At 73.2% G+C, this 25,704-nt stretch carries 26 protein-coding genes; 18 read left to right on the top strand and 8 right to left on the bottom strand.

Features of this window, described 5'->3' with window-relative positions:
• Nucleotides 1–6 precede the first annotated feature (6 nt).
• On the bottom strand, nt 7–1,128 hold the full coding sequence (locus ACZ6W9_RS25925; RefSeq protein ID WP_389965650.1) for a hypothetical protein: 1,122 nt from the start codon (nt 1,126–1,128) through the stop codon (nt 7–9).
• 114 nt (nt 1,129–1,242) lie between these two features.
• On the bottom strand, nt 1,243–1,716 hold the full coding sequence (locus ACZ6W9_RS25920; RefSeq protein WP_389965647.1) for an RrF2 family transcriptional regulator: 474 nt from the start codon (nt 1,714–1,716) through the stop codon (nt 1,243–1,245).
• Between the two features lie 103 nt (nt 1,717–1,819).
• Here ACZ6W9_RS25920 and ACZ6W9_RS25915 point away from each other — a divergent pair, with 103 nt between their 5' ends.
• From ACZ6W9_RS25915 to ACZ6W9_RS25855, 13 genes are all read left to right on the top strand, one after another.
• The gene (locus ACZ6W9_RS25915; RefSeq protein ID WP_470120186.1) at nt 1,820–2,563 is read left to right on the top strand and encodes an SDR family oxidoreductase; all 744 of its coding nucleotides are present in this window, start codon (nt 1,820–1,822) and stop codon (nt 2,561–2,563) included.
• Between the two features lie 132 nt (nt 2,564–2,695).
• Nucleotides 2,696–5,443 (top strand): CocE/NonD family hydrolase, encoded by a 2,748-nt coding sequence (locus ACZ6W9_RS25910; protein WP_470120075.1) that lies wholly within the window; start codon nt 2,696–2,698, stop codon nt 5,441–5,443.
• The gene (locus ACZ6W9_RS25905) at nt 5,440–6,402 is read left to right on the top strand and encodes an ABC transporter permease (protein WP_470120074.1); all 963 of its coding nucleotides are present in this window, start codon (nt 5,440–5,442) and stop codon (nt 6,400–6,402) included. The genes ACZ6W9_RS25910 and ACZ6W9_RS25905 overlap by 4 nt, the downstream gene beginning before the upstream one ends.
• Nucleotides 6,403–6,747: 345 nt before the next feature.
• Nucleotides 6,748–7,455: a hypothetical protein gene (locus tag ACZ6W9_RS25900; RefSeq protein ID WP_470120072.1), complete on the top strand. Its 708-nt coding sequence runs from the start codon at nt 6,748–6,750 to the stop codon at nt 7,453–7,455.
• 6 nt (nt 7,456–7,461) lie between these two features.
• Nucleotides 7,462–8,628 carry an SRPBCC family protein gene (locus tag ACZ6W9_RS25895; protein ID WP_470120070.1) on the top strand — a complete coding sequence of 389 codons (1,167 nt, stop codon included), beginning with the start codon at nt 7,462–7,464 and terminating at the stop codon, nt 8,626–8,628.
• A 134-nt stretch (nt 8,629–8,762) separates the two neighbouring features.
• Nucleotides 8,763–9,173, top strand: coding sequence for a gas vesicle protein GvpJ (gvpJ, locus tag ACZ6W9_RS25890; protein WP_362935280.1), 411 nt, complete (start codon nt 8,763–8,765; stop codon nt 9,171–9,173).
• A 1-nt stretch (nt 9,174) separates the two neighbouring features.
• A complete protein-coding gene (locus tag ACZ6W9_RS25885) occupies nt 9,175–10,197 on the top strand; it encodes a GvpL/GvpF family gas vesicle protein (RefSeq protein ID WP_470120068.1) in 1,023 nt (340 codons plus the stop codon).
• Between the two features lie 4 nt (nt 10,198–10,201).
• The gene (locus tag ACZ6W9_RS25880) at nt 10,202–10,474 is read left to right on the top strand and encodes a gas vesicle protein GvpG (RefSeq protein WP_389965628.1); all 273 of its coding nucleotides are present in this window, start codon (nt 10,202–10,204) and stop codon (nt 10,472–10,474) included.
• Between the two features lie 5 nt (nt 10,475–10,479).
• A complete protein-coding gene (locus ACZ6W9_RS25875) occupies nt 10,480–10,962 on the top strand; it encodes a gas vesicle protein GvpO (protein ID WP_470120066.1) in 483 nt (160 codons plus the stop codon).
• A 13-nt stretch (nt 10,963–10,975) separates the two neighbouring features.
• A complete protein-coding gene (locus tag ACZ6W9_RS25870; protein ID WP_389965622.1) occupies nt 10,976–11,467 on the top strand; it encodes a gas vesicle protein in 492 nt (163 codons plus the stop codon).
• A gap of 107 nt (nt 11,468–11,574) precedes the next feature.
• A complete protein-coding gene (locus tag ACZ6W9_RS25865) occupies nt 11,575–12,441 on the top strand; it encodes a GvpL/GvpF family gas vesicle protein (protein ID WP_470120064.1) in 867 nt (288 codons plus the stop codon).
• A complete protein-coding gene (locus ACZ6W9_RS25860; RefSeq protein ID WP_389965616.1) occupies nt 12,438–12,692 on the top strand; it encodes a gas vesicle protein in 255 nt (84 codons plus the stop codon). Before ACZ6W9_RS25865 ends, ACZ6W9_RS25860 begins: the two co-directional genes overlap by 4 nt.
• Complete coding sequence (locus ACZ6W9_RS25855) at nt 12,679–12,987, top strand: gas vesicle protein K (protein ID WP_362935297.1); 309 nt, start codon at nt 12,679–12,681, stop codon at nt 12,985–12,987. The genes ACZ6W9_RS25860 and ACZ6W9_RS25855 overlap by 14 nt, the downstream gene beginning before the upstream one ends.
• 109 nt (nt 12,988–13,096) lie before the next feature.
• Here the strand turns inward: ACZ6W9_RS25855 and ACZ6W9_RS25850 are convergent, their stop codons facing one another.
• On the bottom strand, nt 13,097–13,264 hold the full coding sequence (locus ACZ6W9_RS25850) for a hypothetical protein (RefSeq protein ID WP_362935300.1): 168 nt from the start codon (nt 13,262–13,264) through the stop codon (nt 13,097–13,099).
• Nucleotides 13,265–13,452: 188 nt separating this feature from the next.
• Here ACZ6W9_RS25850 and ACZ6W9_RS25845 point away from each other — a divergent pair, with 188 nt between their 5' ends.
• Nucleotides 13,453–15,567 carry an ATP-binding protein gene (locus tag ACZ6W9_RS25845; RefSeq protein ID WP_470120061.1) on the top strand — a complete coding sequence of 705 codons (2,115 nt, stop codon included), beginning with the start codon at nt 13,453–13,455 and terminating at the stop codon, nt 15,565–15,567.
• Between the two features lie 102 nt (nt 15,568–15,669).
• On the opposite strand, the gene ACZ6W9_RS25840 is transcribed toward ACZ6W9_RS25845, so the two are convergent.
• Together ACZ6W9_RS25840 and ACZ6W9_RS25835 are read right to left on the bottom strand one after the other, a co-directional pair.
• Entirely contained in the window at nt 15,670–16,659 is a 990-nt protein-coding gene (locus tag ACZ6W9_RS25840) for a 4-epi-cubebol synthase (RefSeq protein WP_389965609.1), read from the bottom strand.
• 55 nt (nt 16,660–16,714) lie between these two features.
• A complete protein-coding gene (locus ACZ6W9_RS25835; protein WP_470120059.1) occupies nt 16,715–17,125 on the bottom strand; it encodes an ankyrin repeat domain-containing protein in 411 nt (136 codons plus the stop codon).
• 101 nt (nt 17,126–17,226) lie between these two features.
• Here ACZ6W9_RS25835 and ACZ6W9_RS25830 point away from each other — a divergent pair, with 101 nt between their 5' ends.
• From ACZ6W9_RS25830 to ACZ6W9_RS25820, 3 genes are read left to right on the top strand one after another with little or no spacing between them, the layout of a single operon-like run.
• A complete protein-coding gene (locus ACZ6W9_RS25830; RefSeq protein ID WP_362935312.1) occupies nt 17,227–18,135 on the top strand; it encodes a proteasome assembly chaperone family protein in 909 nt (302 codons plus the stop codon).
• Nucleotides 18,128–18,250 carry a hypothetical protein gene (locus ACZ6W9_RS25825; protein ID WP_470120057.1) on the top strand — a complete coding sequence of 41 codons (123 nt, stop codon included), beginning with the start codon at nt 18,128–18,130 and terminating at the stop codon, nt 18,248–18,250. Before ACZ6W9_RS25830 ends, ACZ6W9_RS25825 begins: the two co-directional genes overlap by 8 nt.
• Nucleotides 18,247–19,296 carry a Gfo/Idh/MocA family protein gene (locus tag ACZ6W9_RS25820; RefSeq protein WP_389965599.1) on the top strand — a complete coding sequence of 350 codons (1,050 nt, stop codon included), beginning with the start codon at nt 18,247–18,249 and terminating at the stop codon, nt 19,294–19,296. The genes ACZ6W9_RS25825 and ACZ6W9_RS25820 overlap by 4 nt, the downstream gene beginning before the upstream one ends.
• 64 nt (nt 19,297–19,360) lie before the next feature.
• Here ACZ6W9_RS25820 and ACZ6W9_RS25815 read toward each other — a convergent pair whose 3' ends face one another.
• Complete coding sequence (locus ACZ6W9_RS25815) at nt 19,361–20,161, bottom strand: tyrosine-protein phosphatase (protein ID WP_362935321.1); 801 nt, start codon at nt 20,159–20,161, stop codon at nt 19,361–19,363.
• Between the two features lie 119 nt (nt 20,162–20,280).
• On the opposite strand from ACZ6W9_RS25815, the gene ACZ6W9_RS25810 reads away from it, so the two are divergent.
• The gene (locus ACZ6W9_RS25810) at nt 20,281–20,676 is read left to right on the top strand and encodes a hypothetical protein (RefSeq protein WP_362935324.1); all 396 of its coding nucleotides are present in this window, start codon (nt 20,281–20,283) and stop codon (nt 20,674–20,676) included.
• A 203-nt stretch (nt 20,677–20,879) separates the two neighbouring features.
• On the opposite strand, the gene ACZ6W9_RS25805 is transcribed toward ACZ6W9_RS25810, so the two are convergent.
• Together ACZ6W9_RS25805 and ACZ6W9_RS25800 are read right to left on the bottom strand one after the other, a co-directional pair.
• A complete protein-coding gene (locus ACZ6W9_RS25805) occupies nt 20,880–23,492 on the bottom strand; it encodes a tetratricopeptide repeat protein (protein ID WP_389965595.1) in 2,613 nt (870 codons plus the stop codon).
• 65 nt (nt 23,493–23,557) lie between these two features.
• On the bottom strand, nt 23,558–25,699 hold the full coding sequence (locus tag ACZ6W9_RS25800) for a M6 family metalloprotease domain-containing protein (RefSeq protein WP_389965592.1): 2,142 nt from the start codon (nt 25,697–25,699) through the stop codon (nt 23,558–23,560).
• Nucleotides 25,700–25,704 lie beyond the last annotated feature (5 nt).

Here is a 25,704-nt window from a genome sequence, read left to right as displayed (position 1 = left end):
GAACGGCTAGACGACCTGCGTCCGGCGTTTCCGGGCGAACCACTCGATGCTCAGCCACAGGGCGGCGAGCAGGACACCGCCGGCCAGCATGCTCATCGGGGGCACCAGGGGCGGGGAGGTGAACAGCGCGTTCTGCACCCGCAGCGCCTGGTCGACCACGACGGTGACGCCGAACGCGCCGACCACCGCCCGGACCACGGGGATGCGGATGAGGAACGCCAGATCGACGGCGACCGCCCCGGCGATCAGGAAGACCGGCACCGCCGAGCGGGGGAAGTCGGCGATCGCCAGCAGCGGCCAGATCAGGGTGCGGTAGGCGACGTAGGCGGCGGCAACCGAGGTCGCGGCGAACATCCGGCCGATCATCGCGCGGGCGAGCACGAGCACGATCATGGCGGCGACCGCCGCGTAGAGCGGGTACACCGCGTCGGGCACGGGCAGCGTGAAGTGGACCATCATCTCCCGGTCCACCGGGCGGCCCATCTGGTCGGCGGCGAACTGCAGCAGGATGGGCTCGGCCTCGGGGCTGCCGCGGTCCCAGGCGGCCAGGCCGAACACGCCGTACTCCTGGTGCTGTGCCGGGAACCAGACGTTCTCGAAGAGGAAGACGAACAGCGCGCCGAGGACGGCCGTCCTGGCCCGTCCGGCGGGCGCGCCCATGGCCCAGCCGCGGATCACACCGCAGATCATGAAGAGCGTGCCGACGTAGAGCAGCATGTGCGACGGGCTCCACGAGGTGATGTCGAGCCCGTTGACGCGGTGGTTGATCAGGTCCAGCGGCACCGCGAGGAGGAAGACGCCGGTGCCCCAGCCGATGAGGCGCTGGGCCGGGCGGTCCACGCCGTAGCCGGTGTAGAGGTGGACGACCGTCAGCGCGAGGGCGATGGCCGTGCCGACGCTGTTGAGCAGGTGCGGCGGCGCCAGGTCGTCCCGGAGCCACTTGAAGTGCCAGGAGACGTCCCAGGAAGCACCGAGGACCTTGAAGGAGAAGGCCACCAGCCACCCGGTGTACAGAACCCTGAAAAGGTCGTCCGGGGTCTCGCGACCCGCCGGCCCCCGGGTCCACAGGGGCAGCGCCCACTCCAGGAGCGGAGTGGCCTTTCTTCTGAGGCTCTCGACTGACTTCACGCGTCGAAATGATGCCCGTGCCCGGCATGGCTCCGCAATCGGGGACATCCCTTAGTCACCCCTGCGAAACCCAATCGGGCTGTGACATGGCCCACATTCTCGTCGGCGGGTCCGCTACGGCGTCCCGGTCAGGCGCAGGCGGGTGCGGGAAGGAGCCGACGGGGGCAGCGTGGCGACGATGTCGGCGAGCGAGGTCGCGGCGAGACTGTCCCGCCAGGCCCGGTGGGCTTCGGCCATCTTCACGGCGAGGACGCAGGGGGTCCGGCAGTCCTCGGCGGGCAGCGCCCCCCGTCCCTGCCGGCGGATCTCCCGGCACTCGTACGGCGAGGACGCGCCGTCGACCGCCTCGACGACATGCAGGAGCGTGATCTCGGAAGCGGGCCTGGCCAGCCGGAACCCGCCGCGCGGGCCGGTCGTCGCGACCAGCACGCCGGCCTTGACCAGCGCCTGCAACTGCTTGGCGAGATAGGCCGCGGGCAGGTCGAAGTACTGGGCGAGCTGCGCTGCCGACGCGGTGTCACCCGCCTTGAGCTGGGCCAGCGACGCGGCGCAGTGCAACAGCCATTCCGTGCTCCCGGGCAGCTTCATGACCCCGATCCTATCGGAGACATTGCGGATCCATTTAGTCCGAGATAGCGTTCGCAGCAGAGAAGAGACGGACGGGACAGAAGGAGAGACCATCATGCCGACCATGCGCGTCGCCATCGCCGGAGCGACCGGGAACATCGGGGCCCTCACCGCCGCCGCACTGGAACGGGACGGGCACCACGTCGTGCGCGTCAGCCGCTCACTCGGCGTGGACCTGACCACCGGCGAGGGCCTGGACGCCGCCCTGGCCGGCGTCGACGCCGTCGTGGACGCCACGAACAGCACCGCGACCGACCGGGACGAGGCGGTGGCGTACTTCGGCGCCGCCACCCGGAACCTGCTCGCCGCCGAGGAGCGGGCCGGCGTCCGCCACCACGTGCTGCTCTCGATAGCCGGGCTCGACCGCGTCGAAGGCAACGCGCACTACGCCGGCAAGCGCGAGCAGGAGCGCCTCGTGGCCGAGGGCCGGGTGCCGTGGACGATCGTTCCGGCCACCCAGTTCCACGACTTCGCCGCGATGGTGACGAGCTGGACCGAGCATGACGGCGTCGCCACCGTCGCGCCGCTGCTCATCCAGCCGATCGCACCCGAGGACGTGGCCGACGTCCTCGCCGAGATCGCCACGGGCACGCCGCAGGGACGTCACCCCGACGTCGCCGGTCCCGACCCGCAGGACCTGGTGGACATGGCCCGGCGCACCAACGACGCGCGCGGCCGCACGGTCAGGCTCGTGCCGACGTGGTCGTCGCTGTTCGGCCCGGACATGGCGGGTGACGTGCTGCTGCCCCGCGAGGGCGCCCGCATCGCGCCCACCACCTTCGACGAGTGGCTCGCGAAGCAGCGTTGACCGCCGCTCCCGCCCCGCCGCCCTCCGCCGCTCTTCACCCGGACCGCGGCGGGTGGGACCACCACGGCCTCCGGCGGGGCTCCCCGGACGGCGTCTCAGCGGGCTCTCAGCAGGCGTCGGTAAGCTCACGGAATGCAACGAAGGACGGTCACCTGGATCGCGGTGGCGGTCGTACTGGTCATCAGCACCGCCTGGCTGCTGTGGCCGTCCGCGCCGCCGGTACGGGCCCAGGACCGGTGGATCACGGTGACCGACGGCCCCCGGGACGACCAGCGCGTCAGGCTCGACACCGCTTTCTTCCCACCCGCGGGCGGCGGGCGGGCGCCCGCGGTGCTGCTGGCCCACGGCTTCGGCGGCAGCAAGCAGAGCGTCCGGGAGGAGGCCGAACGGCTGGCCGGGGAGGGCTACGCCGTACTGACCTGGTCGGCCCGCGGCTTCGGCCGCTCCGGCGGGCAGATCGCGCTCAACTCCCCCGACTACGAGGTCAAGGACGTCCGCCAGCTCGTCGACTGGCTGGCGCGGCAGCCGCAGGTCCTGCTCGACGCCGCGGGCGACCCGCGCGTCGGCGTCGCGGGCGGGTCCTACGGCGGGGCGATCGCCCTGATGTCCGCCGCCCACGACCCCCGGATCGACGCTATCGTCCCGCAGATCACCTGGTACGACCTGGCCGACGCGCTGTTCCCGGACGCGGGCGGCGGCGGGCCGGAGAACGGCGTGTTCAAGCGGATGTGGGCCGGGCTGTTCTTCAGCCGGAGCGGCCCGGAGCCGCTGTCCGGCCCGGACGCCCTCGGTTCCCGGCGCGGCGGGAACGGCGCGGACTCCCCGGACGGCACCGGCTCCACGGACGGCGCGGAGTCCGCGGACGGCACCGGGGATCCGGGCGGTTCCGAGGAGTCCGGCGGCCCGGGTGGTTCCGGCGACCCCGCCGGGGCGGCCCCCGCCGTCCCGCCCACCGCGCAGGACGTCCGGTGCGGCCGGTTCCTGCCGGAGATCTGTGACATGTACCAGCGGGTCGCCGAGACCGGCCGGGCGACGCCGGAGGCGGTCGGCATCCTGCGCCGCTCCAGCCCGGTCTCCGTCCCCGGGAGGATCAGGATCCCGACGCTGCTGCTCCAGGGACTGAGCGACTCGCTGTTCCCGCTCGGCCAGGCCGACGCCAACGCCAGGGCCATCGCCGCCACGGGCGCGCCGGTCGGCGTCGCCTGGTTCGACGGCGGCCACGACGGCGGCGACGGCGAGGCCGACTGGCTGCACGAGCGGACCCTCGGCTGGTTCGACCGCCATCTGAAGCGGACGCCCGGTGCGGGCGAGCCGGGCGCCGCGTTCACCGTCACCCGCGACGGCGGCCGCGATCCGGGCACCCGCCGCCCGGTGCAGCTGCACGCCACCGCCGCCCGCTACCCCGGCCTGTCCGGCTCCGGGAGCACCACGGTGCCGTTGCGCGGCGCGGAGCAGCCCGTGGCCAACCCGCCGGGCGGCTCCCCCGCCTCGATCTCCACCATCCCCGGGTTCGGCGGGCTCGCCGGGCTCGCGGGCGGCGCGGCGGGGCTGGGCGTGTCCGCCGACATGCCCGGTCAGAGCGCCGTCTTCGACTCCGCGCCGCTCACCGCCCCGCTCCAGGTCACCGGCTCGGCCACCGTGAGGGTACGGGTCCGCCCGGCGCCCGGCGCGGAAGGGGGGAGGACCTCCTCCCCGGCGACCGGGGACGAGGCGGCCGGGGACAAGGCGTCCGACGACGAGGTGACGCTGTTCGCCAAGCTGTACGACGTCGCGGACGGGCAGGCGCCGGTGCTGCCCGCGGGGCTCGCCGCCCCCGTCCGGATCACCGTTCCGGCGGGCGGCGCCGGGGAGGCCACGGTGCGCCTGCCGGCCGTCGACCACCGCTTCGACGCCGGTCACCGGCTGCGCGTCGCGTTCACCACCACCGACCTCGGTTACAGCACCCCGGCCGCGCCGTCCGTGCACGTCGTCGGCCTGGTCTCGCAGTCGGTGACGGTGCCCGTCGCCACGGCCCTGCGGGCCCCCGCGACGGGCCCCGCCTGGTGGACCTGGGCGCTGCCGCTGGCCTCCCTCGTCGTCGCGGCGGTCCTGGTACTCACCGGACGGCGCCGCGGAGCCACCGGCCACGACCCGGACCTGAGCGACGTCCCGCTGCGGATCAGCGGCCTGACCAAGGCGTACGGCGACGGCGAGCGGGTCGTGGACGACCTGTCCTTCACCGTCGGGCAGGGCCAGGTGCTCGGCCTGCTCGGTCCGAACGGCGCGGGCAAGACCACCACCCTGCGGATGCTGATGGGCCTGATCCGCCCGGACGGCGGCGAGATCCGGATCTTCGGCCACCGGGTGTCGCCCGGCGCGCCGGTGCTGTCCCGGCTGGGCTCCTTCGTCGAGGGCCCGGGGTTCCTGCCGCACCTGACCGGCCGGGCCAATCTGGAGCTGTACTGGCGGGCCACCGGACGACCCGCCGGGGACGCGCACCTCACCGAGGCCCTGGAGATCGCCGGGCTCGGCGGCGCGCTGGACCGGGCGGTGCGCACCTACTCCCAGGGCATGCGGCAGCGCCTGGCCATCGCCCAGGCCATGCTCGGCCTGCCCGACCTGCTGGTCCTGGACGAGCCCACCAACGGCCTCGACCCGCCCCAGATCCGTGAGATGCGCGAGGTCCTGATCGCCTACGCCGCGCGGGGCCGTACGGTCATCGTCTCCAGCCATCTGCTGGCCGAGGTGGAGCAGACCTGCAGTCACGTGGTGGTCATGCGGCGCGGGCGGCTCGTCACGGCGGGGACGGTCGGCGACCTGCTGGCCGGTCGCGCTCCGGCCGGCGGCGCGGGCGCCCGTCTGGAGGACGTGTTCCTGGACCTGATCGGAGAGAAGGCATGACCCGGGGAGAGACCGTGAACGGCTCCGCGCCCGCTCCGGCGGGCCCGGACGGCGTGGGCGGCGCGGACGGCGTGGGCGGCGCGGACGGCTCCACCGCCGGGCCGCCGGCCGCGGACGGCTCCGCCCGCGGGTACGCGGCCCGGCGCACGCTGCCGCTGGCGGTGGAGGCCGTCCGTCAGCTCAGGCGGCGCCGCACGATGGTCATGTTCGGCCTGCTGCTCGCGCTGCCGTGGGTGCTGGTGGTGGCGTTCGAGCTCGGCGCGGGGTCCGGGCGGCGGGGAGCGGCGACACGCGTCTCCGACCTCGCGACCGAGGGCGGGCTGAACTTCGCGGCGTTCGCGCTGTCGGTGTCGGCGAGTTTCCTGCTGGCCGTCGCGGTGGCGCTGTTCTGCGGTGACACCGTGGCCGGGGAGGCGAACTGGTCCTCGCTGCGTTACCTGCTGGCCGCCCCCGTCCCGCGTGACCGGTTGCTGCGGCAGAAGCTGATCGTGGCGATGGGCTACTCGACGGCGGCGGTGGTCTGCCTGCCGGCGATGGCGCTGCTGGCCGGGACCCTCGCCTTCGGCTGGCACGACGTACGGGTGCCCGGCACCGGCGAGACCGTCGCGGCGGCGGACGTGCTGCCCCGGTTCGGGGTCGTGGTCGGCTACGTGCTGGTCAGCCAGCTCGTGGTGGCGGCGCTGGCCTTCCTGCTGTCGGTCTCGACGGACTCGCCGCTCGGCGCGGTCGGCGGGGCCGTCGGCCTGGTGATCGTGAGCACCATCCTGCAGGCGGTGGAGGCGCTCGGGGCGCTCCGGGAGTTCCTGCCGACGTTCTGGAGCACGGCGTGGATGGACGCCCTGGCCCCGCAGCCCGACTACGGCGGCATGGTCAAGGGGGTGGCCGTCTCGGTCTCCTACTCGTTGGTCCTGGTCGCCTTCGCCTTCCGCAGGTTCCGCCGCAAGGACGTGGTCTCCTAGGTCCTGCGGATCGTCGCGCCCGCCGCGACCACCCGGGTGCTTCCGTCCGCGGCGGAGATCCACGGAGCAGACCCCGGCGTTTCCCTGTCGTTTCATGACGTCCGACGCATTCGCCCGGTGCCCTCGGTGGCCGGGGCCGGAACACGGCCCCGGCCACCGCTTTTCTTATCGCCATTTATGTCCGCTTTTTACCCGTATATGTTTCTTTATCGCTTTTACGGGTATGCAAACGCTAATTCGGGAGCCGGAGGCTTCCGGCACGTTCAACGCGGCAGGCGACCGCTTCCGGCGGCGTCTTCCCTCCCGTCCGGCGGAGTCTTCCGGACGGTCGGATCCCATGACGGAGTGATCGACTGGGGAGTGGCGATCGTGAAGTGCGGACTGCAGGTGGCCCTCGGTGTCGCCGCGGGTTACTTTCTCGGACGGCATCACAAGTTGCGCGCCGCGCTCGCACTGGCGGCGGCGGGCGCGACAGGAAAGCTAGGGAAGCTGGGCGGCAAGGAAGGCCCCGGTGGCGACCTGCTCCAGCAGGGCCTGAAGCTGCTCGGTTCCTCCCCCGAGCTGGAGAAGATCACGAATGCCGTCCGCGGCGAGCTGCTCGAGGTGGGCAAGGCCGCGGCCAGGGCGGCGGCCAGCAGGCAGATCGACACCCTGACCTCGAAGCTCCACGATCGCGCCGAGTCGCTGCGGACCAGGGCGCAGGGAGCCGAGGAGGAGCCCGAGGAAGAGGAGGAAGAGGAGGAGCGCCCCAGGCGCCGCGCGGCCCGTGGCAAGGGCAGGACCGCCCGGGAGGAACCCGAGGCCGAGGAAGAGGACTACGAGGAGGAAGAGGAACCCGAGGAGGAGGAAGAGGAGGAGGAGCCCCCTCAGCGCCGCGCCACCGGCAAGGGCAGGCAGGCCGCCAGGACACGCTCCGCCCGGGAGGAGCCCGAGGAGGAGGAAGAAGAGGAAGAGGAGGAGGAACCGCCGCGAGCCAGGGCGGGCAGGCGCCGCGCCGTCCAGCGCGAGACGACGCCCGCGCGTGAGCGGCCGGTCCGCAGGGCGCGGGGGTGACGCCCCATGGCCGAGACCTCCAGGGGCGGCGGGCTGATCCGTGAGGTCGAGCGGGCACTGCCCGTCGACCAGCTCACCGACGAGCTCCGCAACCTCGCCGAAGCCCTCGGCGACCGGGTCCTCTCCTCTGTGACCGACAAGGTCGACGACCTGACCGGCCGGCTGACCGACTACCTGCAGAACAGCGACTCCGGTCTGCTCGGGTTGGCGGGCTCCGTCATCGGTTCGAAGCATCCAGTGGCCTCCGGGCTGAAAGGGGTCGCCAAGATGGCGGGAGGCGGTCTGCTCAAGAAGATCACCGGCGGCAAGGGCGGCGGTGGCAAGGGCAAGAAGCTCAAGGTCACCAACATCGTCGAGTCCATCGACATCGGCGCCCCGCGCCGGCTCGTCTACGACCAGTGGACCCAGTTCGCCGACTTCCCCACCTTCATGAAGAAGGTCGAGAACGTCAACCAGGAGGAGGACAACAAGACCCAGTGGAAGGCGCAGATCTTCCTCTCCCATCGCACCTGGAAGTCGACCATCATCGACCAGGTGCCGGACCAGCGGATCGTCTGGCGGTCCGAAGGTGCGAAGGGCTACGTCGACGGCTGCGTGACCTTCCACGCGATCACCCCCGACATGACCCGGGTCCTGCTCGTCCTGGAGTACAACCCCAAGGGTCTCTTCGAGTACACGGGCAACCTCTGGCGGGCCCAGGGCCGGCGGGTGCGCCTGGAGTTCAAGCACTTCAGACGGCACGTCATGATGCAGACCGTCCTCAAGCCCGACGAGCTGGAGGGCTGGCGCGGCGAGATCCGCGACGGCGAGGTCGTCAAGGACCAGGAGACCGCGCTGCGCGAGGAGGAAGAGGAGCGCGAGCGCGCCGAGGCCGCCGGCGAGGAGGAGCCCGAGGAGCGCGAGGGCGCCGAGGAGGAGGAAGAAGAGGAAGAGCCCGAAGAGGAAGAGGGCGAGGAAGGCGAGGAAGAGGGCGAGGAGGAGCCCGAAGAGGAGGAGGAGGAAGAGGAGGAGCCGCGGACCGCACGCGGACGGCGGCGTGCCGCGCCGCGCCGCGAGCCGGCCGCGCGGGGCCGCCGGGCCGAACCGGAGCCGGAGGAGGACGAGGAGGAGGAAGAAGAAGAGGAGCCTCCCGCCCGCCGGCCCCGCCGCAGGGCCGCCGCCCGGAACGCCTGACCGGGGAGGGCCGGAGCGCCTGGCCGGAAGGCCCGCGACGCATGACCGGAGATTCCCGGAACACGTGACCGGCAAGGCCCCGGGACACGTGCCCCGGGAGACGGAGAGCGAACACGGAATCGGGGGAAGACCAAATGACCATCGTGCAGCCTTCGTCGGGTGGAGGGGGTGGCCGCGGAGGGTCCTCGTCGGGCCTGGCCGACGTCATCGACACGATCCTCGACAAGGGCCTCGTGATCGACGCCTTCGTCAGGGTCTCGCTCGTCGGCATCGAGATCCTCACGATCGACGCGCGCATCGTCATCGCCAGCGTCGACACCTACCTCCGCTTCGCGGAGGCCACCAACCGGCTGGACCTGTCGCAGACCGGCGGCAAGGGGCTGCCGGAGGTCCTGGAAGGCACCACGCAGGGCATCAGCAAGTCGAAGACCAAGGGGATCGCCCAGGGAGCCATCGAGGCCGCCGGGGAGAAGCTACGCGACTTCGTCTCCGAGTCCGAGTCCGAGCGTCGGCCGGCGTCCCGCCGCCGGAGGGAGGAGTACTGACATGCCGGGCAGCACCGGAAAGACGGCGACCACCGGATCGGAGCAGGCCGCGCGGAAACCCGCGCGGAGGACGACCGGCAAGGCGGCGGGCGAGGCCGACGGGAAGACGACCGCGAAACCGGCCCGCAAGACGACCGGCAGGACGGCGGGCGAGGCCGACGGGAAGACCGCCGCGAAACCGGCCCGCAAGACGACCGGTAAGGGGGCCGGCAGGACGGCGGGGAAGACGACCGGCAAGGCCGCGCCCTCCCGGTCGGGCGGAGCCGCCCGGCGCGGGCGCACCGGCTACGCCTACGTCTACGGCGTCGTCCCGGCGGACGTCGAGACCGAGCCCGGGACGCTCGGCGTGGACGACGGGGAGGTCACGCTGGTACGGCACGGCGAGATCGCCGCCCTGGTGAGCGACATCGTCCTGGACCGCCCGCTCGGCAGGCCCGACGACCTGCTGGCCCACGAGCAGCTGCTGGACGCGACCGCCGCCGAGGTGCCCGTGCTGCCGTTCCGCTTCGGAGCGGTGATGACCGGGCCCAAGGAGGTGGTGGAGGAGCTGCTGGCCCCGCACCACGACGAGTTCCTCGCCGCGCTGGAGGAGCTCGAAGGGCGCGCCGAGTACGTCATCAAGGGCCGCTACGTCGAACCGGTGATCATCAGGGAGGTTCTCGACGAGAACCCCGAGGCCGAGCGGCTGCGCCAGGAGGTCCGCGGGCAGCCCGAGGAGGCGACCTGGGACGCGCGGATCCGGCTCGGGCAGATGATCGGCGAGGCGGTGGCGGCCAAACGCGACGCCGACACCCAGGAGCTCGTCGACGCCGTCGCGCCGCTGTGCGTCGCGGTCTCGGTGCGGGAGCCGACCCACGAGCAGGACGCCGCGTACGTGGCCGTCCTGGTGGACGAGGAGCGGCAGGAGGAGTTCGACGAGGCGCTGGACGACCTCGGCGACCGCTGGGCCGGCCGGATCGGCCTGCGGCTGCTCGGTCCGCTGGCGCCGTACGACTTCGTGGCGGCGCCGCAACCTGAGGAGTGACGTCGTGGACCTGCTGTTCGATCTGACCGTCGGCCTGCCGCTGCTGCCGCTCCGCGCGCTCGTCAAGATCGCCGAAGTGATCCAGGACCAGGCCGAGATGGAGCTGCACCATCCGGCCGCGGTCCGGCGGCAACTGGAGGACCTGGAGGAGGCCAGGCGCTCCGGGGAGATCTCCGAGGAGGAGGAGAGACAGGCCATGACGGAGATCCTTGAGCGGATGGTGACCCAGCCCGACCTGCCTCGCGCCGCGCCATACGGCGGCGGGGAAGAGGAGTGATCGGCGTGCCCGCCAGGCGGAAGGCCCGCACCGGGGACGACGGGGCCGGCGCCCCGGGTGGCTACGAGGACGAGCCGCTGAAGAAGGGGCGTGGCCGGGGCGGCGTCGTCGAGGACGACCTGCCCGAGGACGAGGAGGGGTTCGACGACGAGGAGTTCGACGAGGAGCAGGGTTTCGAGGAGGAACGGGACGAGCCGGTCGGCGGGTCCCGGCGCGCCCGGCGGCGCCCGCGCGGCCTGACCGCGGCCGGCGCCGGCCGTACCGGGCTGGAGCAGATCGGCGACCTGACCGGACGGGAGGCGGAGGGCGTCACGTTCGTGCAGCCCGATCAGGACGGCTGGAAGGTCGGGATCGAGGTCGTCGAGGACCGTCGCGTCCCCTCCTCCGGCGACATCCTGGCGCTCTACGAGATCCAGCTCGACGCCGACGGCGACCTCCTCTCCTACCGCAGGACGCGGCGCTACAAGCGCGGCAAGGGCGACGAGTAGCGGGGGTGGCGAAGTGAGCGATCCGACGCGGTACGGCTCCGCCTCCCCGGGCTACGGGGGCAGGCCGCCCGCCCGGCGCGAGTCCACCACCAACCTCGGCGACATCCTGGAGCGGGTGCTCGACCGGGGCGTGGTGATCGTCGGCGACATCCGGGTGAACCTGCTGGACATAGAGCTGCTGACGGTCAAGCTGCGGCTGCTGATCGCCTCGGTGGACACCGCCAGGGAGCTGGGCATCGACTGGTGGGAGCACGACCCGTGGCTCAGCAGGCCCGACCACGACCTGGCCGAGGAGAACCGCCGCCTGCGCAGGCGGCTCGCCGAGGCGGAGAACGACTTTGAATACCGGGACTACCCGCGCGACCTCCGCGAGGGCCGCGAGCGCCGGGAGGAGTTCGAGGAGCACCGGAGCCGGCAGGAGCTGGGCGGCGAGCAGGAGGAGCGCCGCCCCCTCCAGGCCCGGGGCCGGTCCGGCGGCGGGCGCCCCCGCGAGGCAGGGAAATGATGAAGCCGGACCCGGCGGAGGCGGGCACGGGACGGCCGGGCACGGAGCGGCCGGGAGCGGGACGGTCGGGCTCGGGGCGGCCGGGGAGCGAACCGAAGGAGTGAGACATGCCGGACACCGGCACGTATGTCTATGCGATCGTCCGGGACGCGGACGCCCCCGGTCCCGCCGGTCTGAACGGTCTGAACGGTCTGAGCGACCTGACCGGCGTGGCCGGAACGCCCGTGCGGACGGTGGCGGACGCCGGCCTGGTCGCGTACGTGAGCACCGTGCCGCTGGACCGGTTCGGTGAGGAGCCGCTGCGCCGCTCCCTGGAGGACCTCGACTGGGTGGGCGAGACGGCCCGCGCCCACCACCGCGTCGTGGAGGCGGTGGCCGGGACGGCCCCGACGGCGCCGGTCAGGCTCGTGACGGTCTACGGCGGCGACGAGCAGGTCCGCGAGCTGCTGCGCGAGCGGCGGGAGGACTTCGTCGCGCTGCTGTCGCAGGTCGCCGGACGCAGCGAGTGGGGGGTGAAGGCGTACGCGCGGCGCGAGGCCGCCCCGCCCTCCGGAGAGGAGACCACCGGCTCCGACGGTTCAGACGGATCCTCCGGGGCCTCCGGGGCCTCCGGGGCCTCCGGGACCGACAGCCCGGGGACCGCCTACCTGAAACGCCGCCGGGCGAGCCTGCGCGGCCGGGAGGACGCGTGGCGGACCGCGGCCGACCAGGCAGAGCACGTCCACGCCGCACTGGCGGCCGTCTCCGTCGCGAGCCGGCGGCACCGGGCCCAGGACCCGAGCCTGTCCGGCCGCGAGGAGGCGATGGTGCTCAACGGCGCCTACCTCGTCGACGACGACCGCGGCGGCGAGTTCGCCGCCGTCGTCGACTCGCTGCGGGGGCAGGGGGCCGACATCGAGCTGACCGGCCCCTGGGCTCCCTACTCGTTCACCGCCCTCGACCTCGGCACGGCGGACGCCGGAGGCGTGCGATGACCCACGAGGGGCCCCGGGGCGCGGCGCTGGCCGCCGAGGGGCGTCTGCCCCCGGAGCGTGTGGCGCTCGTGGACCTGCTGGACCGGCTGCTGGCGGGTGGCGTCACCGTCAACGGCGACGTCGTGCTGTCCATCGCCGACATCGACCTGGTGCAGATCTCCCTGCGCCTGCTGATCATGTCCGTCCGCGAGTCGGGGCCGGCGGAGCAGGGGGCCCGGCACCGACGGGAGGTCTGGCGTGGACCGCCGTGAGCCGTCCGGGGAGCACTCGGCCCCCCGTCGTATCAGGACCGACCCCGAGCACGTCGAGCGTGACCTGAGCTGCCTGGTGCTCACCGTCGTCGAGCTGGTGCGCCAGCTCGTGGAACGGCAGTGCGTGCGGCGGATGGACCACGGCGACCTGACCGGCGAGCAGGTCGAGGCGCTCGGGCTGACGCTGATGCGGCTGGACGAGGCGATGGACGACCTGTGCGACCGATTCGGCCTGGAGCGGTCGGACCTCAACCTCGACCTCGGGCCGCTGGGCACCCTGCTCCCCCGCGACTGACGGGCCGCGGGGAGGACCGGCCGGGATGGACACGTCCACCGGACCGGACCCACCGGGCCACAGTCGGCACGGTCGGGCCACAGTCGGCACGATCGGCCCCTGGCCGCCGTCAGCCCCAGTGGGGCGGGCGCTCCTCCAGCAGGCGGGCGTCGTCGTCGGATCGCCGCCAGTCGCCCCAGCCGACGTCCGTGTCGTCGGAGGTCTGGTCGGGCAGGATGGGCGGGCCGTCATCGGACAGGTCGACGGGCCGCAGGTCGTCGGGCTCGTGCGTGCTCACCCGTCCATGCTAGTCAGGAACGGCCCCGTTTCGGCGTGAACCTCCGGGTGAGCCGCCGGCGCGCGGCGGCGGGAGCACCGGCGGGACGGTCGCCGGATGATCCGCGAGCGAGGACAGCCCGAGGTCCCGGCGGGTACGATGCCAGGGCAGGTGTGATCTCCCCCTGGCACTACCCCCGTGAGGCGGCCATGGCAACGCCATCTGGATGGCGGCGAGACGGCAATCTTCCCAACGAGCTGACCAGCTTCGTGGGGCGCACGAGGCTGCTGGCCACGCTTCGGCAGCGCCTCGGCCGGCACCGCCTGGTCACCGTGACGGGCATCGGCGGCGTCGGCAAGTCGCGTACGGCGCTGCGCATCGCGCACCTGATGCGCAGCCAGTTCAAGGACGGCGTCTGGTTCGCCGACCTGGCCCGGCTGCAGGACTCCGGGATGGTCCGGCACACGATCACCGCGGCCCTCGGAATCGCCGACCAGTCGTCCCGCTCCGCCGACGAGACCCTGATCGAGTGGCTCGGCGACCGCGAGATCCTGCTGATCATCGACACCTGCGAGCACCTGGTCGACGCCTGCGCCGAGCTGTTCGAGGATCTGCTGAGCAACGCCGGGGGCCTGACCATCCTGGCGACCAGCCGCCAGTCGCTGAACGCCCGGGGCGAGCACACGATCGCCATCCCGCCGCTGGCCGTACCCGGTGACACGCCCGGTGAGGACATCTTCACCAACGAGGCCGTGCAGCTGTTCGCCGCCCGGGCGAGCGCCGTGGTGCCCAATTTCGTGCTCGACGAGCACAACATCGGCCCGGTCGCCGAGCTGTGCCGCCGCCTCGACGGCATCCCGCTCGCCATCGAGCTGGCCGCGGTCCGGATGCGGGCGCTGTCGGTGGAGCAGATCCTCGGTCTGCTGGCCGACCGGTTCAGCCTGCTCGCCGGGGCCAGCCGTACGGCGCTGCCCCGGCACCAGACGCTGCGCGCCGCGATCGGCTGGAGCCACGAGCTGTGCGAGCCCGCCGAGCGGCTGCTGTGGGCCAGGCTGTCGGTCTTCGCCGGCGACTTCGAGCTCGACGCCGCCCGCTACGTCTGCTCCGGCGAGAACCTGCCCGCCGAGGACGTCATGGACCTCATCTCCAGCCTGGTGGAGAAGTCGATCCTGCTGAGCGACGGCACCCCGTCGGGGCACCGCTACCGGCTGATCGACACGCTGCGCCAGTACGGCGAGGAGTGGCTGGAGAAGCTGGGCGAGACCGACCACGTCCGCAGGAAACACCGCGACTACTACCTCCAGCTCGCCAGGCGGAGCGAGGACGCCTGGTCCGGCGCCCGCCAGGTGTACTGGTACGTCCGGATGCGCCACGAGCACGACAACATCAGGGTCGCCCTGGACTACTGCCTGCGCGACCCCGCGGAGGTCCAGGAGGGGCTGAAGCTGCTGTCGTCCCTGTGGTTCATGTGGGTGGCCTGCGGCCTGGCCCGCGAGGGCCGCCTCTACCTGGAGAAGACCCTGGAGCTGGCGCCGCAGCCGACCCCGGAGCGGTGCAAGGCCCTGTGGGTGCTGTCCTACATCAACAGCGCGCAGGGCAACATCACGGGGGCCGTGGAGGCGGCCGAGAAGTGCAGCTCCGACGCGGTCCGGGTGGGCGACTCCGGAGCCGTCATCCTCGCCACCAAGATGCTCGGCACCGCGGCCTTCCTCCAGGGTGACCTGCAGAAGGCCAGCGCGCTGCTGGGCGTGGCGATCGAGTTCCACAAGAGCGGCCGGGAGCTCAATCCGGGCCTGCTGCCCTCGATCGTCGAGCTGTCGATGGTGCTGCTCATGCAGAACGACCCGGCGGAGGCCGAGACGCTGCTGCGCGACTGCATCGCGGTCTGCACCCAGCGCGGCGAGCTGTGGCTGCGCTCCTACGCGATCTACGCCCTGGCCAGCGTCTGCCAGGGGATGGGCCGCCTGTCCGAGGCCATGGACAGCGCCCGCGAGTCACTGCGGCTCAAGCGCTACTTCCACGACGTGCTGGGCATCGGCCTGGCGATCGAGGTGGTCGCCAGGCAGGCCCTGGACGCCGGGCAGCCGGGGCTGTCGGCGCTGCTGATGGGCGGCGGGCAGGCCAACTGGCGCACCTTCGGCATGCCGCGGATGAGCTCGCCGTTCTTCAACTCCGAGCACGACCGGTGCGTCAAGGAGTGCAAGCGGGTCCTCGGCGAGGAGGAGTTCGAGGAGGCCTTCGCCCAGGGCAGGAAGCTCAACCTGGACGAGCTGATCGAGCTGGCCCTCGGCGGCGACTCCGACGACCCCGCCGCCCAGCGGTGACGACCCGCGGCGGCCGGCGCAGGACGCGGCCCGGCCGCCCGGGGGCGACCCGCGGCGGCCGGCCGGAGGCGCGGCCCGGTCGGCCGTGACGATCCGCGGCGGTCAGCCGGAGGCGCGGCCGGCCGCCCGTTCCCAGGCGCCGGTGTAGCGGGAGCTGGTCAGCGAGTAGTCGATGCTCCCGCTGACCCAGAACTCCAGGCCGCTCAGGTAGGCGAGCACCGCCTCGGAGCCGAGTCCCTCCATCCCCGGGCGGGCGGCCACCATGGCGGCGATGGCCCGGTCCCGCATCCCGCCGATCAGGTCCATCGCCCGCTGCCGGGAGCAGCGGCGGCGCCGGGCGAGGACGGTCACCAGGTTGTTGCGGGCGTTGACGCCCTCGTTCTCCTTGGCGTAGGAGATGAGGTCGTTGTCCCAGACGACGACGTCGTTGGCGTGTCCGGTGACCGCGCGCACGAGGGGGTGGCGCCATTCGCCGGGGGCGAGGCGGCGGCCGCTGGCGATGTCGATGAGCGCGAACACGGTGAGCATCGCCCCGGTCCGCCGCCGCATGAAGACGTAGTCGGCGAAGGAGGGCACCACCCGGTCCTCGCGGTTGGCGGCCTCCCACACCTGCGCGGACAGGTAGTCCCTCGTGGCCGCGCACCAGCGGTCCAGCTGGTCGGCGTCGCCCGAGGCGGCGATCCTCTCCCTGATCTCCAGCAGCGACCTGGCGAACGCGTCGCCGGGCCGGCCGGCCGTCTCCGGCTCGTCGAGGACCGCGAGGAAGCGGGGCAGCGCGCGGGCGATCTCCGCGGCCCGCCGGTCCGACTCGCAGAAGACGTCGTCGAAGGCGAAGAGCCACACGCACCAGTCGGTCACCAGGCGGAGCGCGTCATGGTCGGCGTAGGGGTAGGTGCGGGCGCAGAGCCAGCCGTATCCGGCCTGCCGGTAACGTTCCATCATCTCGTCGTCGAGCATCCCGGAGTCTGCGAGCCACTCCAGGGTCTCCTTGTCGACCTGATCGGCATACGGGCTGACCTGGCCGGGGAAGGGGCAGGGAAGTGGGGGGATGCGAAGCGTCCGGAATGCCCGTCGGGCCGTCGTAGTCTCCACCCGTCAAGAATGGACGAACTCCGAACGTTTTCCTATACATCCGTAAATACCAACTTCAGGTTTTCGGTTGGTTCTGAAACCATTTCATATATTCGTCGCCTCCGAACATCCGCGCCGTGTCCGCCGCCGACGGGGTGCCCGCGTACGGGTCGGCGCCGGCCGCGAGGAGCGCCCGCACCACCTCGGACTCCTTCTTGAAGACGGCCCCGGCCGGCGGCGTCTGCCCGCGGTCGTTGGGCCCGCCGGGATCGGCCCCCAGCTCGGCCGGCGCCCGAACGGTCGCGGCGTGGCCGTGGTAGGCGGCGAGCATCAGCAGGGTGTCGCCCCGGTCGTTGGTCAGATCGACCGGCCCCCGGCCCCCGGCCTCGACGTAGGCCCGGAGCAGGTCGGTCTCCCCCGCTCTGGCCAGGCCGAACAGGCGGGTGGCGAACTCCTCCAGCTCGGGGTCAGGCCGCATGCGCTCCATTCTGCCCCGGTAGGGTGCCCACTGATCACCGTGACCGGCGGAATTCACCGGACGCCTCACGGGTTCACCTCAAGAGACGACTGACGAAAGGCTGGAACACGGTGTCAGACCCGACGGATCTCTACCGGCTCAGCGATGACATCCCTGAGCTGACCGATCCGGTGCTGCTCTACCACTTCGACGGTTTCGTGGACGCCGGCGCCGCGGGGCGCCTCGCCGTCGGCCATCTGCTCGCCGAGCTGGAGCACCGGGTCATCGCGACGTTCGATGTGGACCGCCTGCTCGACTACCGCTCCCGGCGGCCGGTGATGACGTTCGACACCGACCGGTGGTCCGACGTGGAGAGCTCCGAGCTCGTCCTGCGACTGGTCCACGACACCACCGGCACGCCGTTCCTGCTGCTGACCGGCCCCGAGCCCGACTTCCAGTGGGAGCTGTTCGTCGCGGCCGTCGGGACGCTGGTCACCCGGCTGGGCGTGGGCACGCTGGTGACCGCGCACGGCATCCCGATGGCGGCGCCGCACACCCGCCCGCTGGGCGTGACGAGCCACGCCACCCGCCCCGAGCTGGTCTCCGGCCGGACCAGCGTCTTCGGCGAGGTGCGGGTGCCGGGCAGCGTCGCCGCGCTGATCGAGTTCCGGCTGGGCGCCGAGGGGCACGACGCCCTGGGGCACGCGGTGCACGTCCCGCACTACCTCGCCCAGGCGGAGTATCCCGCGTCCGCGGTGACCGCCCTGGAGGCGATCACCGGCAGCACCGGCCTGGTGTTCCCGCTGGAGGGCCTGCGCGAGGCCGCCGCCAAGACCGACGTCGAGATCGCCGAGCAGATCGAGGCGTCCACCGAGCTGTCCACCGCCATCAGCGGCCTGGAGCAGCAGTACGACGCCTTCGCCGCCGGTTCCGAACGCGGCAACCTGATCGCCGAGCCGTCCGAGATGCCCACCGGCGACGAGCTCGCCGCCCAGTTCGAGGCGTTCCTCGCCGAGCGGGACGAGCGGCACGGTGACTGACGCGGCGGCTGACGCGGCGACCGCCACGACGGCCGGCACCACGACCACCACGACGGCCGGCACCACGACCACCACGGCGACCGGCGCGACGGCCGACCCGGAGACGGGCCGGTGACCGGCGCGACGGCCGGCCTGCGCGTCGGGCTGGTCGGCTACGGCGTGGCCGGGGCGTTCTTCCACGCCCCCCTGATCGCCGCGACGCCGGGCCTGCGCCTGTCCGCGGTGGTGACCGGGAACCCGGAGCGGGCCGCCGAGGTGCGCCGCAGGTACGGCGCGCGGGCGGTGGGCGACGCCGCGGAGCTGTGGGAGGAGAGCGACCTGGTGGTGGTCGCCTCCCCCAACCGCACCCACGTGCCGCTGGCGCGGGCCGCGCTGGAGGCGGGCCTGCCGGTGGTGGTGGACAAGCCGCTGGCCGGGACCGCGGCGGAGGCCCGCGACCTGGCGCGGCTGGCGCGCGAGCGCGGCCTGATGCTGACGGTCTTCCAGAACCGCCGCTGGGACGGCGACTTCCTGACCGTCGAGCGGCTGGTCTCCTCCGGGGAACTCGGTGAGGTCACCCGGCTGGAGTCCCGGTTCGAGCGCTGGCGTCCCGTCCCCAAGGGCGGCTGGCGCGAAGCCGGCGGCGCCGAGGAGCTCGGCGGCCTGCTGTACGACCTGGGCAGCCACCTGGTGGACCAGGCCCTGCGGCTCCTCGGCCCGGCCGTCGAGGTCTACGCCGAGTCCGAGGTGCGCCGTCCGGGCGTCGCCTCCGACGACGACACCTTCGTCGCCCTCACCCACGCGGGTGGCGCCCGCTCCCACCTGTGGGTCAGCTCGGTCGCGCCGATGCCCGGCCCCCGTTTCCGTGTTCTGGGCTCCCGGGCGGGATACGTCAAGCACGGCCTGGACGTGCAGGAGGAACGCCTGCGGGCGGGCGCGGACCCGGGCTCCCCCGGCTTCGGCGAGGAGCCGGAGGAGCGCTGGGGCGCCCTGGGCGCCGATGCCGGCCACCGCCCGGTACGCACCGAGCCGGGCGCCTACCTCGACTTCTACCGGGGCGTGGTGGCGTGTCTGCGCGAGGGCGCCCCTCCCCCGGTGGAACCGGAGGAGGTGGCCGGGGTGCTCGCCGTTCTGGAGGCCGCCCGGCGGTCGGCGACCGAGCACCGCGTCGTCCCGCTCTGAGCCCTCCAGGGACCGTCCGGCGGCCGAGCACCGCGTCCGTCCCGTTCCGAGCCCTCCGGAGAAGTCAGTCGCGCAGGCGCGAGCGCAGGGTCTCGGAGTCGCGGCCGGTCCATCCCTTGGACTCCAGCCACGCCATCGGGCCGCCGAAGCGGTCGTCCAGGACGTGCAGGAACTGCCGGAGATACTCCGGCCGGGGGCGGTGGTCGTCGGCCGGGCGGGAGTCGAGGTCGTCGCGGTAGGTGGCGCTGGAGCGCAGGCGGGCCATGATGCCCTCCAGGCGGTCACCGGTGGCGACGTAGTCGGCGACGATCGCCTCCCGGGTCGCCCCGGCGACCTCCAGGGCCAGGGCGCAGACGACGCCGGTGCGGTCCTTGCCCGCCGCGCAGTGCACGACGGCGGCGCCGTCGTCGTGGGCCATGGCCCGCAGGGCGGCCACCACGGCGTCGGGCCGGTCGCGCAGGTAGCCGTAGTAGAAACCGGTCACCCGCAGCTCGGCGAGGTCCTCCTCCCCGCGCTCCTGCCAGGGCAGCACCCGCGCGCCGTCGATCGCCGTGTCGGCGTCGACGTCGGTGTTCCCGCCGCTCTCGGCGAACAGCGTGTGGTGGTGGATGTTCACCTCGGGGACGGCCGTGAGCGGTCCGGGCCCCTCCAGCGACACCTCGGCGACCGAGCGCAGGTCCACGACGTGGCGTAGCTTCAGCTCGCCGACCAGCAGCTCGACATCGCGCCCGGTCAGTCCCTGCAGGTTGTCGGACCGGTAGACCCGGCCGAATCGTGTGGTCCCGCCGTCCACCGTCGCGAGCCCGCCGAGGTCGCGAACGTTGACGGCACCTTCAAGATCGATCCATCGCGTCAGTTCGTTCATCATTGGGAGCCTATACGGCGGAATATGTCCGCGCAGGGAACAACCAGTGCCTCTTGTCGTAAATGTCGGACCGTATCCCCGGAGTCCAGACCGAAGGGCACGGCCAATATGTTGATCGGGTGCTTTCCGTATCCCTCGACACCGTCCGTGTCTTCCTTCATGTACTGGCCGCCACCGTCTGGGTCGGCGGGCAGCTCACCCTCGCCTTCCTCGTCCCCTCGCTCCGCACGGCGGGCGAGGGGGTCACCGGAACCGCGGCCCGCGCGTTCAACAGGGTCGCCTGGCCGGCGTTCGCCGTCCTGGTCGCGACCGGCGTCTGGAACATGCTCGCCGTCGACGGCGGCGACCCGGCCTACAAGACCACCCTGCACGTGAAGCTGGCGGTCGTGGTGATCTCCGGTGTGACGGCGTTCCTGCACGCCCGCGCCCGCGGCCGGGGCGCGATGGCCGCCTTCGGGGCGCTCAGCGGCCTGTCCGCGCTGGCCGCGCTGTTCCTCGGTGTGCTGCTGGGCTGACATCCATAGGAGCATCCCGCCCCCCACGCGCCATCGGGGCCGGCCCTTCTGCGCCATCGGGACCGGCCCTTCTGCGCCATCGGGACCGGCCCTTCGGCATCACGGGATCCGGCCCCTCGGGGTGACGGAGGGCCGGCCCGCCTCCCGTGCGGTGACGGACGGGAGGCGCCCGGACGCGACGCACCCGGACGTGACGGCCCGCCTCACCTCTCCTCCGCCTTCTCACCCTCCCCTTCGGGCTCCTCCGCGCGGCGCAGCAGTTCGAGGGTGCGCGCCGTCCCCGACCGGTTGCCGAGGCCGCGATAGACGTCCAGGGCGCGGCGGAGCCGGGTGATCGCCTCCGGACGGTCCCCCGCCTCCAGGTGCGCCTCGCCGAGGTACCGCAGGCTCCTGGCCAGCCACCAGCGGTCGCCCAGCTCCTCGAAGTCGTGGATCGCCCGCCGGAACGCCTCCTGCGCCTCCCCGGTACGGCCCAGCCGGCCCAGCGCCCGGCCGGCCGACAGCTCCGACCGCGCCACGCCCCAGGAGTCGCCGAGCGCGGCCAGCATGTCCGTGGCCCGCCGTACGAAGGTCAGCTCGCGCAGGCCGTCGGCCGGGTTGCCCACCTCGCCGGCCGCGCGCAGGCACCTGGCCTCCTCCCACAGCTCGTCCCTCAGCCGGAAGATCTCCGCCGCCCGCTCCAGACTGAAACCGGCCCGCGCGAAGTCCTTCTCGGCGGCCCGGATCTCCCCGCGGGCGTGCAGCGCCCGCGCGGTCGCACCGAGCACCTCGCCGTAGACCCGCAGCGTCTGGGCCTCGGAGTAGCGGTTGCCGTCGTGCTTGAAGACCGCCAGCGCCTCCTCCAGCAGAGCCCCCGCCTCCTCCGGGCGACGCTGTGCCAGCCGGAGCTCGGCGAGGTTCCGCTGGGTCCTGGCCGACCACCAGCGGTCGTCCTCCGCCTTGAACGCGGCGACCGCCTCGATCAGGTGGCTCCGCCCCCGGTCGAGGTCGCCCTCGTTGAACAGGGTCATGCCGACCGTGCGCATCGCCCGGGCGGCCCACCACGGCTCCCCCAGCTCCCGGAAGATCTCCAGCGCCCGCCCGGCGTCCGCCCCGGCCGCCCGGTGACCGCCCTGCCCGCTGGTCACCGCCGCCCGGTCCAGCAGCGCGATGCCCGACGCCCGCCGGTCCCCCATGTGGTCCGCCGCCTCGCACACGATCTCGGCGACCGCCCGCCAGTCGGACCAGTAGGCCCGCAGCGAGTGGCACAGCGAGCAGAAGGCGCGGCCCAGTCTCCAGGCGAGCTCCCACAGCTCCAGACTCCTGGCCTGGTGGATCAGCGCCACCAGGGTGAGCCGCTCGGCGTTGAGCCAGTCGGCCGCCGACGCCTGGGCCTCCTTCGCCGCCGCCGCTCCGGTGTTCCTGCCGCCGCGGCCCCAGTCCTGCGGCCAGCGTGCCACGGCCGCCGCCTCCGCGCGACGGAGGTAACCGGACAGGACCCGCTCCACGGCCGCCCGGCGGTACGCCTCGTCGTCACCGGAGACCGCGATCTCACGGGCGAAGATCCGGACCAGGTCGTGCAGGCGGTAGCGCATCACCCCGGAGAAGTCGACGCCGGAGCATTCCGCGAGCTGGGCGTCGACGAGCGCCTCCAGCTGGTCGGCCCCGTCCGGCTCGGAGGTGGCGAGCAGCTCTCCCGCGACCCAGCCGGGCACGTCGGGGGCGGTGAGCAGGCTGAGCGTCCGCAGCAGCCGCCGCTGCAGACCGGTGCAGTCGTCATAGCTGAGCTGCAGGGAGGCGCGGACGCTGCGGTCCAGCGGCCTTCCGGGGAGTTCGAGCTGGCCCAGGCGGCGGCGCTCGTCCCGCAGCCGGCCGGCCAGCTCGCGCAGCGTCCAGTTCTCCCGGGTCGCCAGGCGTCCGCCGCAGATGCCGATGGCCAGCGGCAGGCGATCGCACATGTGGACGATCTCCTGGGCCGACTCCAGATCGGCGGCGACCCGGTCGTCTCCCGCCAGCCGGGCGAGCAGCTCCACGCCCTGCGCCTCGCTGAACTCCGAGAGCCGCTTGTCGTGGGCGTTGAGCAGGAACAGCGGCTGCCGCGAGGTGACCAGGACCGCGCAGCCCGGCTCGGCCGGGATGAGGTCCCTGACCTGCTCGCCGTCATGGGCGTTGTCCAGGCCGATCAGGATGCGTCTGCCCTTGGTCCAGGTCAGCCAGAGTCTGCGCAGCTCGGTGAGGCCGCCGGGGTCGGTGGTGAGCCGTACCCCCAGCGCCCGCAGGAAACCGATCAGCACCTCCTCGGGCCCGACCGGCGCCTCGACCGTGCCGCGTAGGTCGGCGTGGAGGCGCCCGTCGGGGAACCGCCCGGCGATCTCGTGCCCGAACCTGGCGATGAGCGTGGACTTGCCGACCCCGGCTCTGCCGTACACCGACACGACCAGCGGCGCGGCGTCCTCCCCGGGGTCGCGGGACCGCCTGCGGGCGGCGAACACCCCGCGCAGCTCCGTCAGCGACTCGCTCCGCCCGGTGAAGTGCGCCGGGACCGGCGGCCACTGGTCGGGCGGACGCCAGGACGGGCCCTCGTCGCCGGCGGTCTCCCGCTCCCGCGGGCCGGCCGTCGCCCAGGTGAGCAGCCCCACCAGGAGGCCCGCCAGGGCGGTGACGCCGATCTCCACGCCGACCGGCAGCGTCCAGACGTCCAGCGAGGTCGCCAGGAAGCTGGCCGTCGCGGCGACGGTCCCGGCGGCGGCGGGCGCCGCCAGCGGGGCCCGCCGCCGGCGCGGCCGGGGCGTGCGGTCATCGGGGTGGTGGTCGGGCGCGTCGGCCGACCCGGGCATCCGTACCTCCGGGGGAAGGGGGCTGCGGCGCGGCGGCGGGTCCTGCCGTCCCGCCGCCGCGGGGACTACAGGCCGGCCACGTGGCAGGTGGCCGTGGCGGTCCTGGCCGGGTCGCTCTCGGAGACGGCGGTCAGGGTGACCTTCGCCAGGCGGCTGCCGCCGTCGGCCCGCACCGCGTCGACGGTCACCGAGGTCCCGCGGCCGAAGTCCGCGGTCGCGAGCGAGTTGGGCAGCGAGGCCGTCCAGCCGCGGCCCTGGACGGTGGCCGACAGCCGGTAGACGTCGCCGCCGAGGTACGCGCGCACGTCCTCGGGGTGCCCGGCGCCGGTCCCGGCGGCCCGGCCGGTGTTGAACAGCGGGAACCGGCAGCTCGACAGGCCCTTGCCCGCCGGGACGCCGGCGGCCGGGAGCAGCCGCACGCCGCGCCGCTGCGGTCCCGCGCCGTCCAGGGAGCGGACCGCGACCTTGTAGGACAGGACGCCCGCCGCGTCGCGGCGCAGGTCGAGGACGTAGAAGTGGAGCCGGTTGGCCTCGTCCACGTACTCGAACTCCGAACCGGAACCGGTGCCCGCGTGGAACAGCGCGTCCGACAGCTGGCGGTAGTCGCCGATCGTGATGGGCACGGCGGTGCCGTCGGGCAGGACGTAGTCGGTCATGCCGATGTCCTGCGGGTTGGCGTCGACGACCCACTCGAACGGCGCGCGGTCGGCGTTCTTGGTCTTGGCCAGCAGCACGCCCGAGTCGGGGGTGAAGGAGTCGGCGCCCATCCGGTCGACGACCTCGACGGTGTAGTTGTCGTAGCCGCCGCCGTCGCACATCGGGTCCTTGGCGGCGTCGCAGGCCGGGGCGCGGTCGCCGTCGCCGAAGGCGATGTTGATCCCGGACAGGCCCTTCGGCCCCGGCTGCGCCACCCGGGCGGTCACCTCGGCGATGACCAGCCCTGAGCCGGCGAGCGCCCCGCGCGACAGGCGCAGCACGTTGCGCTCGTCCACCATCTCCAGCTTGATCTTGTTGCGGAGCATGTGCTGGGCGCCCATGGAGCCGCCCCCGGTGGGCGGGATCAGCCAGCGGCTGTGCGGCCCGCCGGGGCCGTTGAAGCTGCCGCGGCTGAGCATCTCCCAGATGCCGGTGTAGGAGCGCCGCGGCGGCACGCCGAAGGGGTTGTTGTAGTTGTCGCCGATGCCGAGGATGTGGCTGAGCTCGTGGGCGTAGACGCCCTGGCCGGAGCTCTCGGCCTGGGTGGACGAGCCGCCCCCGGCGTTGGGCCAGATGGAGGCGGCCGACGCCCAGGAGGTCCAGTCGACGTAGCGGGTGTCGGCCCAGTTGGGCAGGTTCGGGTCGGGCGGGCCGAAGTCGTCGGTCACCGCCTCCTTGGCCGGGAACTTCATCTGGCCGAACTCCTGCCAGGTGGACGACTCGTCCTGACCGGCGCTCAGGAAGAAGACGAAGTCGAACCCGGCGGGCACCTCGGCGCCCTCGGCGGCGGCCCAGGCCGCCCTGCCGTCGGTCCGGATGTTGCGGTCGCAGGTGTCGCCGGCCGGGCAGGCGCCGTCGCCCTGGAACTCCATGCCGTACTCGTGCGACTTGCCGGGCATCAGGTAGGGGCCGAAGGCCGTCAGGTCGACGCCGTAGCGGCCGCCGGAGTCCTCCATCCAGTACTCGTGGATGGTGTGGCCGCGGTTGAGCGGGCCGGGGGTGTTGAGGAAGTCCTTGTAGAACCGGGCGACCTTGTCACGCGGAATGTCGTGCGCCTCGGCGCTGGGATTCTTGAACACGGTCGAGCCCTGGGGCCGGGTGACCACGAACGGCTGGTCGGGGTAGTCGAGCAGGACCAGCGCGCCGCGGAAGGTCCGCTTGGACCCCTTGACCGCGGGATCGGCCCAGTCGGCGCCGGGGGGCCGGGTGTAGTCGGCCCACGTCATGTGGTCCGGGTTCTTCCAGTTCTGCGGGTCGATCGGGGCGGGGAGGCCGCGCTTGGCGCGCAGCGCGGTGGTGGAGTCGCCGGAGCCGGCGGGGGCGTCCCGCTGCCAGGGCTGGGTCCGGGGCCATTGGTCCAGGCGCCAGGGGGTCGCGGGGTCGGCGGCGGAGGTGACGTGGGCGGCGGCCCGGTCGGCGGGGTCGGCGGATGCCGGGGCCGAGGCGAGGCCGACCGGGATCAGCACCGCCGCCGCCACGAGCGCTTTGAACAACCGTGGGGGGTGAGTCACGACAG

Source organism: Streptosporangium sp. NPDC053982 (genome assembly GCF_055585205.1).
The sequence above is the reverse complement of the archived record's forward strand: the minus strand, read 5'-3'. Positions and strand labels throughout refer to the sequence as shown.

Bases quoted from the DNA above. Each gene is read 5' to 3' on its own strand.
- ACZ6W9_RS25920 (WP_389965647.1), bottom strand. From the start codon at position 1,716: ATGAAGCTGCCCGGGAGCACGGAATGGCTGTTGCACTGCGCCGCGTCG.
- ACZ6W9_RS25915 (WP_470120186.1), top strand. From the start codon at position 1,820: ATGCGCGTCGCCATCGCCGGAGCGACCGGGAACATCGGGGCCCTCACC.
- ACZ6W9_RS25910 (WP_470120075.1), top strand. From the start codon at position 2,696: ATGCAACGAAGGACGGTCACCTGGATCGCGGTGGCGGTCGTACTGGTC.
- ACZ6W9_RS25905 (WP_470120074.1), top strand. From the start codon at position 5,440: ATGACCCGGGGAGAGACCGTGAACGGCTCCGCGCCCGCTCCGGCGGGC.
- ACZ6W9_RS25895 (WP_470120070.1), top strand. From the start codon at position 7,462: ATGGCCGAGACCTCCAGGGGCGGCGGGCTGATCCGTGAGGTCGAGCGG.
- gvpJ (WP_362935280.1), top strand. From the start codon at position 8,763: ATGACCATCGTGCAGCCTTCGTCGGGTGGAGGGGGTGGCCGCGGAGGG.
- ACZ6W9_RS25885 (WP_470120068.1), top strand. From the start codon at position 9,175: ATGCCGGGCAGCACCGGAAAGACGGCGACCACCGGATCGGAGCAGGCC.
- ACZ6W9_RS25865 (WP_470120064.1), top strand. From the start codon at position 11,575: ATGCCGGACACCGGCACGTATGTCTATGCGATCGTCCGGGACGCGGAC.
- ACZ6W9_RS25860 (WP_389965616.1), top strand. From the start codon at position 12,438: ATGACCCACGAGGGGCCCCGGGGCGCGGCGCTGGCCGCCGAGGGGCGT.
- ACZ6W9_RS25845 (WP_470120061.1), top strand. From the start codon at position 13,453: ATGGCAACGCCATCTGGATGGCGGCGAGACGGCAATCTTCCCAACGAG.
- ACZ6W9_RS25835 (WP_470120059.1), bottom strand. From the start codon at position 17,125: ATGGAGCGCATGCGGCCTGACCCCGAGCTGGAGGAGTTCGCCACCCGC.
- ACZ6W9_RS25815 (WP_362935321.1), bottom strand. From the start codon at position 20,161: ATGAACGAACTGACGCGATGGATCGATCTTGAAGGTGCCGTCAACGTT.
- ACZ6W9_RS25805 (WP_389965595.1), bottom strand. From the start codon at position 23,492: ATGCCCGGGTCGGCCGACGCGCCCGACCACCACCCCGATGACCGCACG.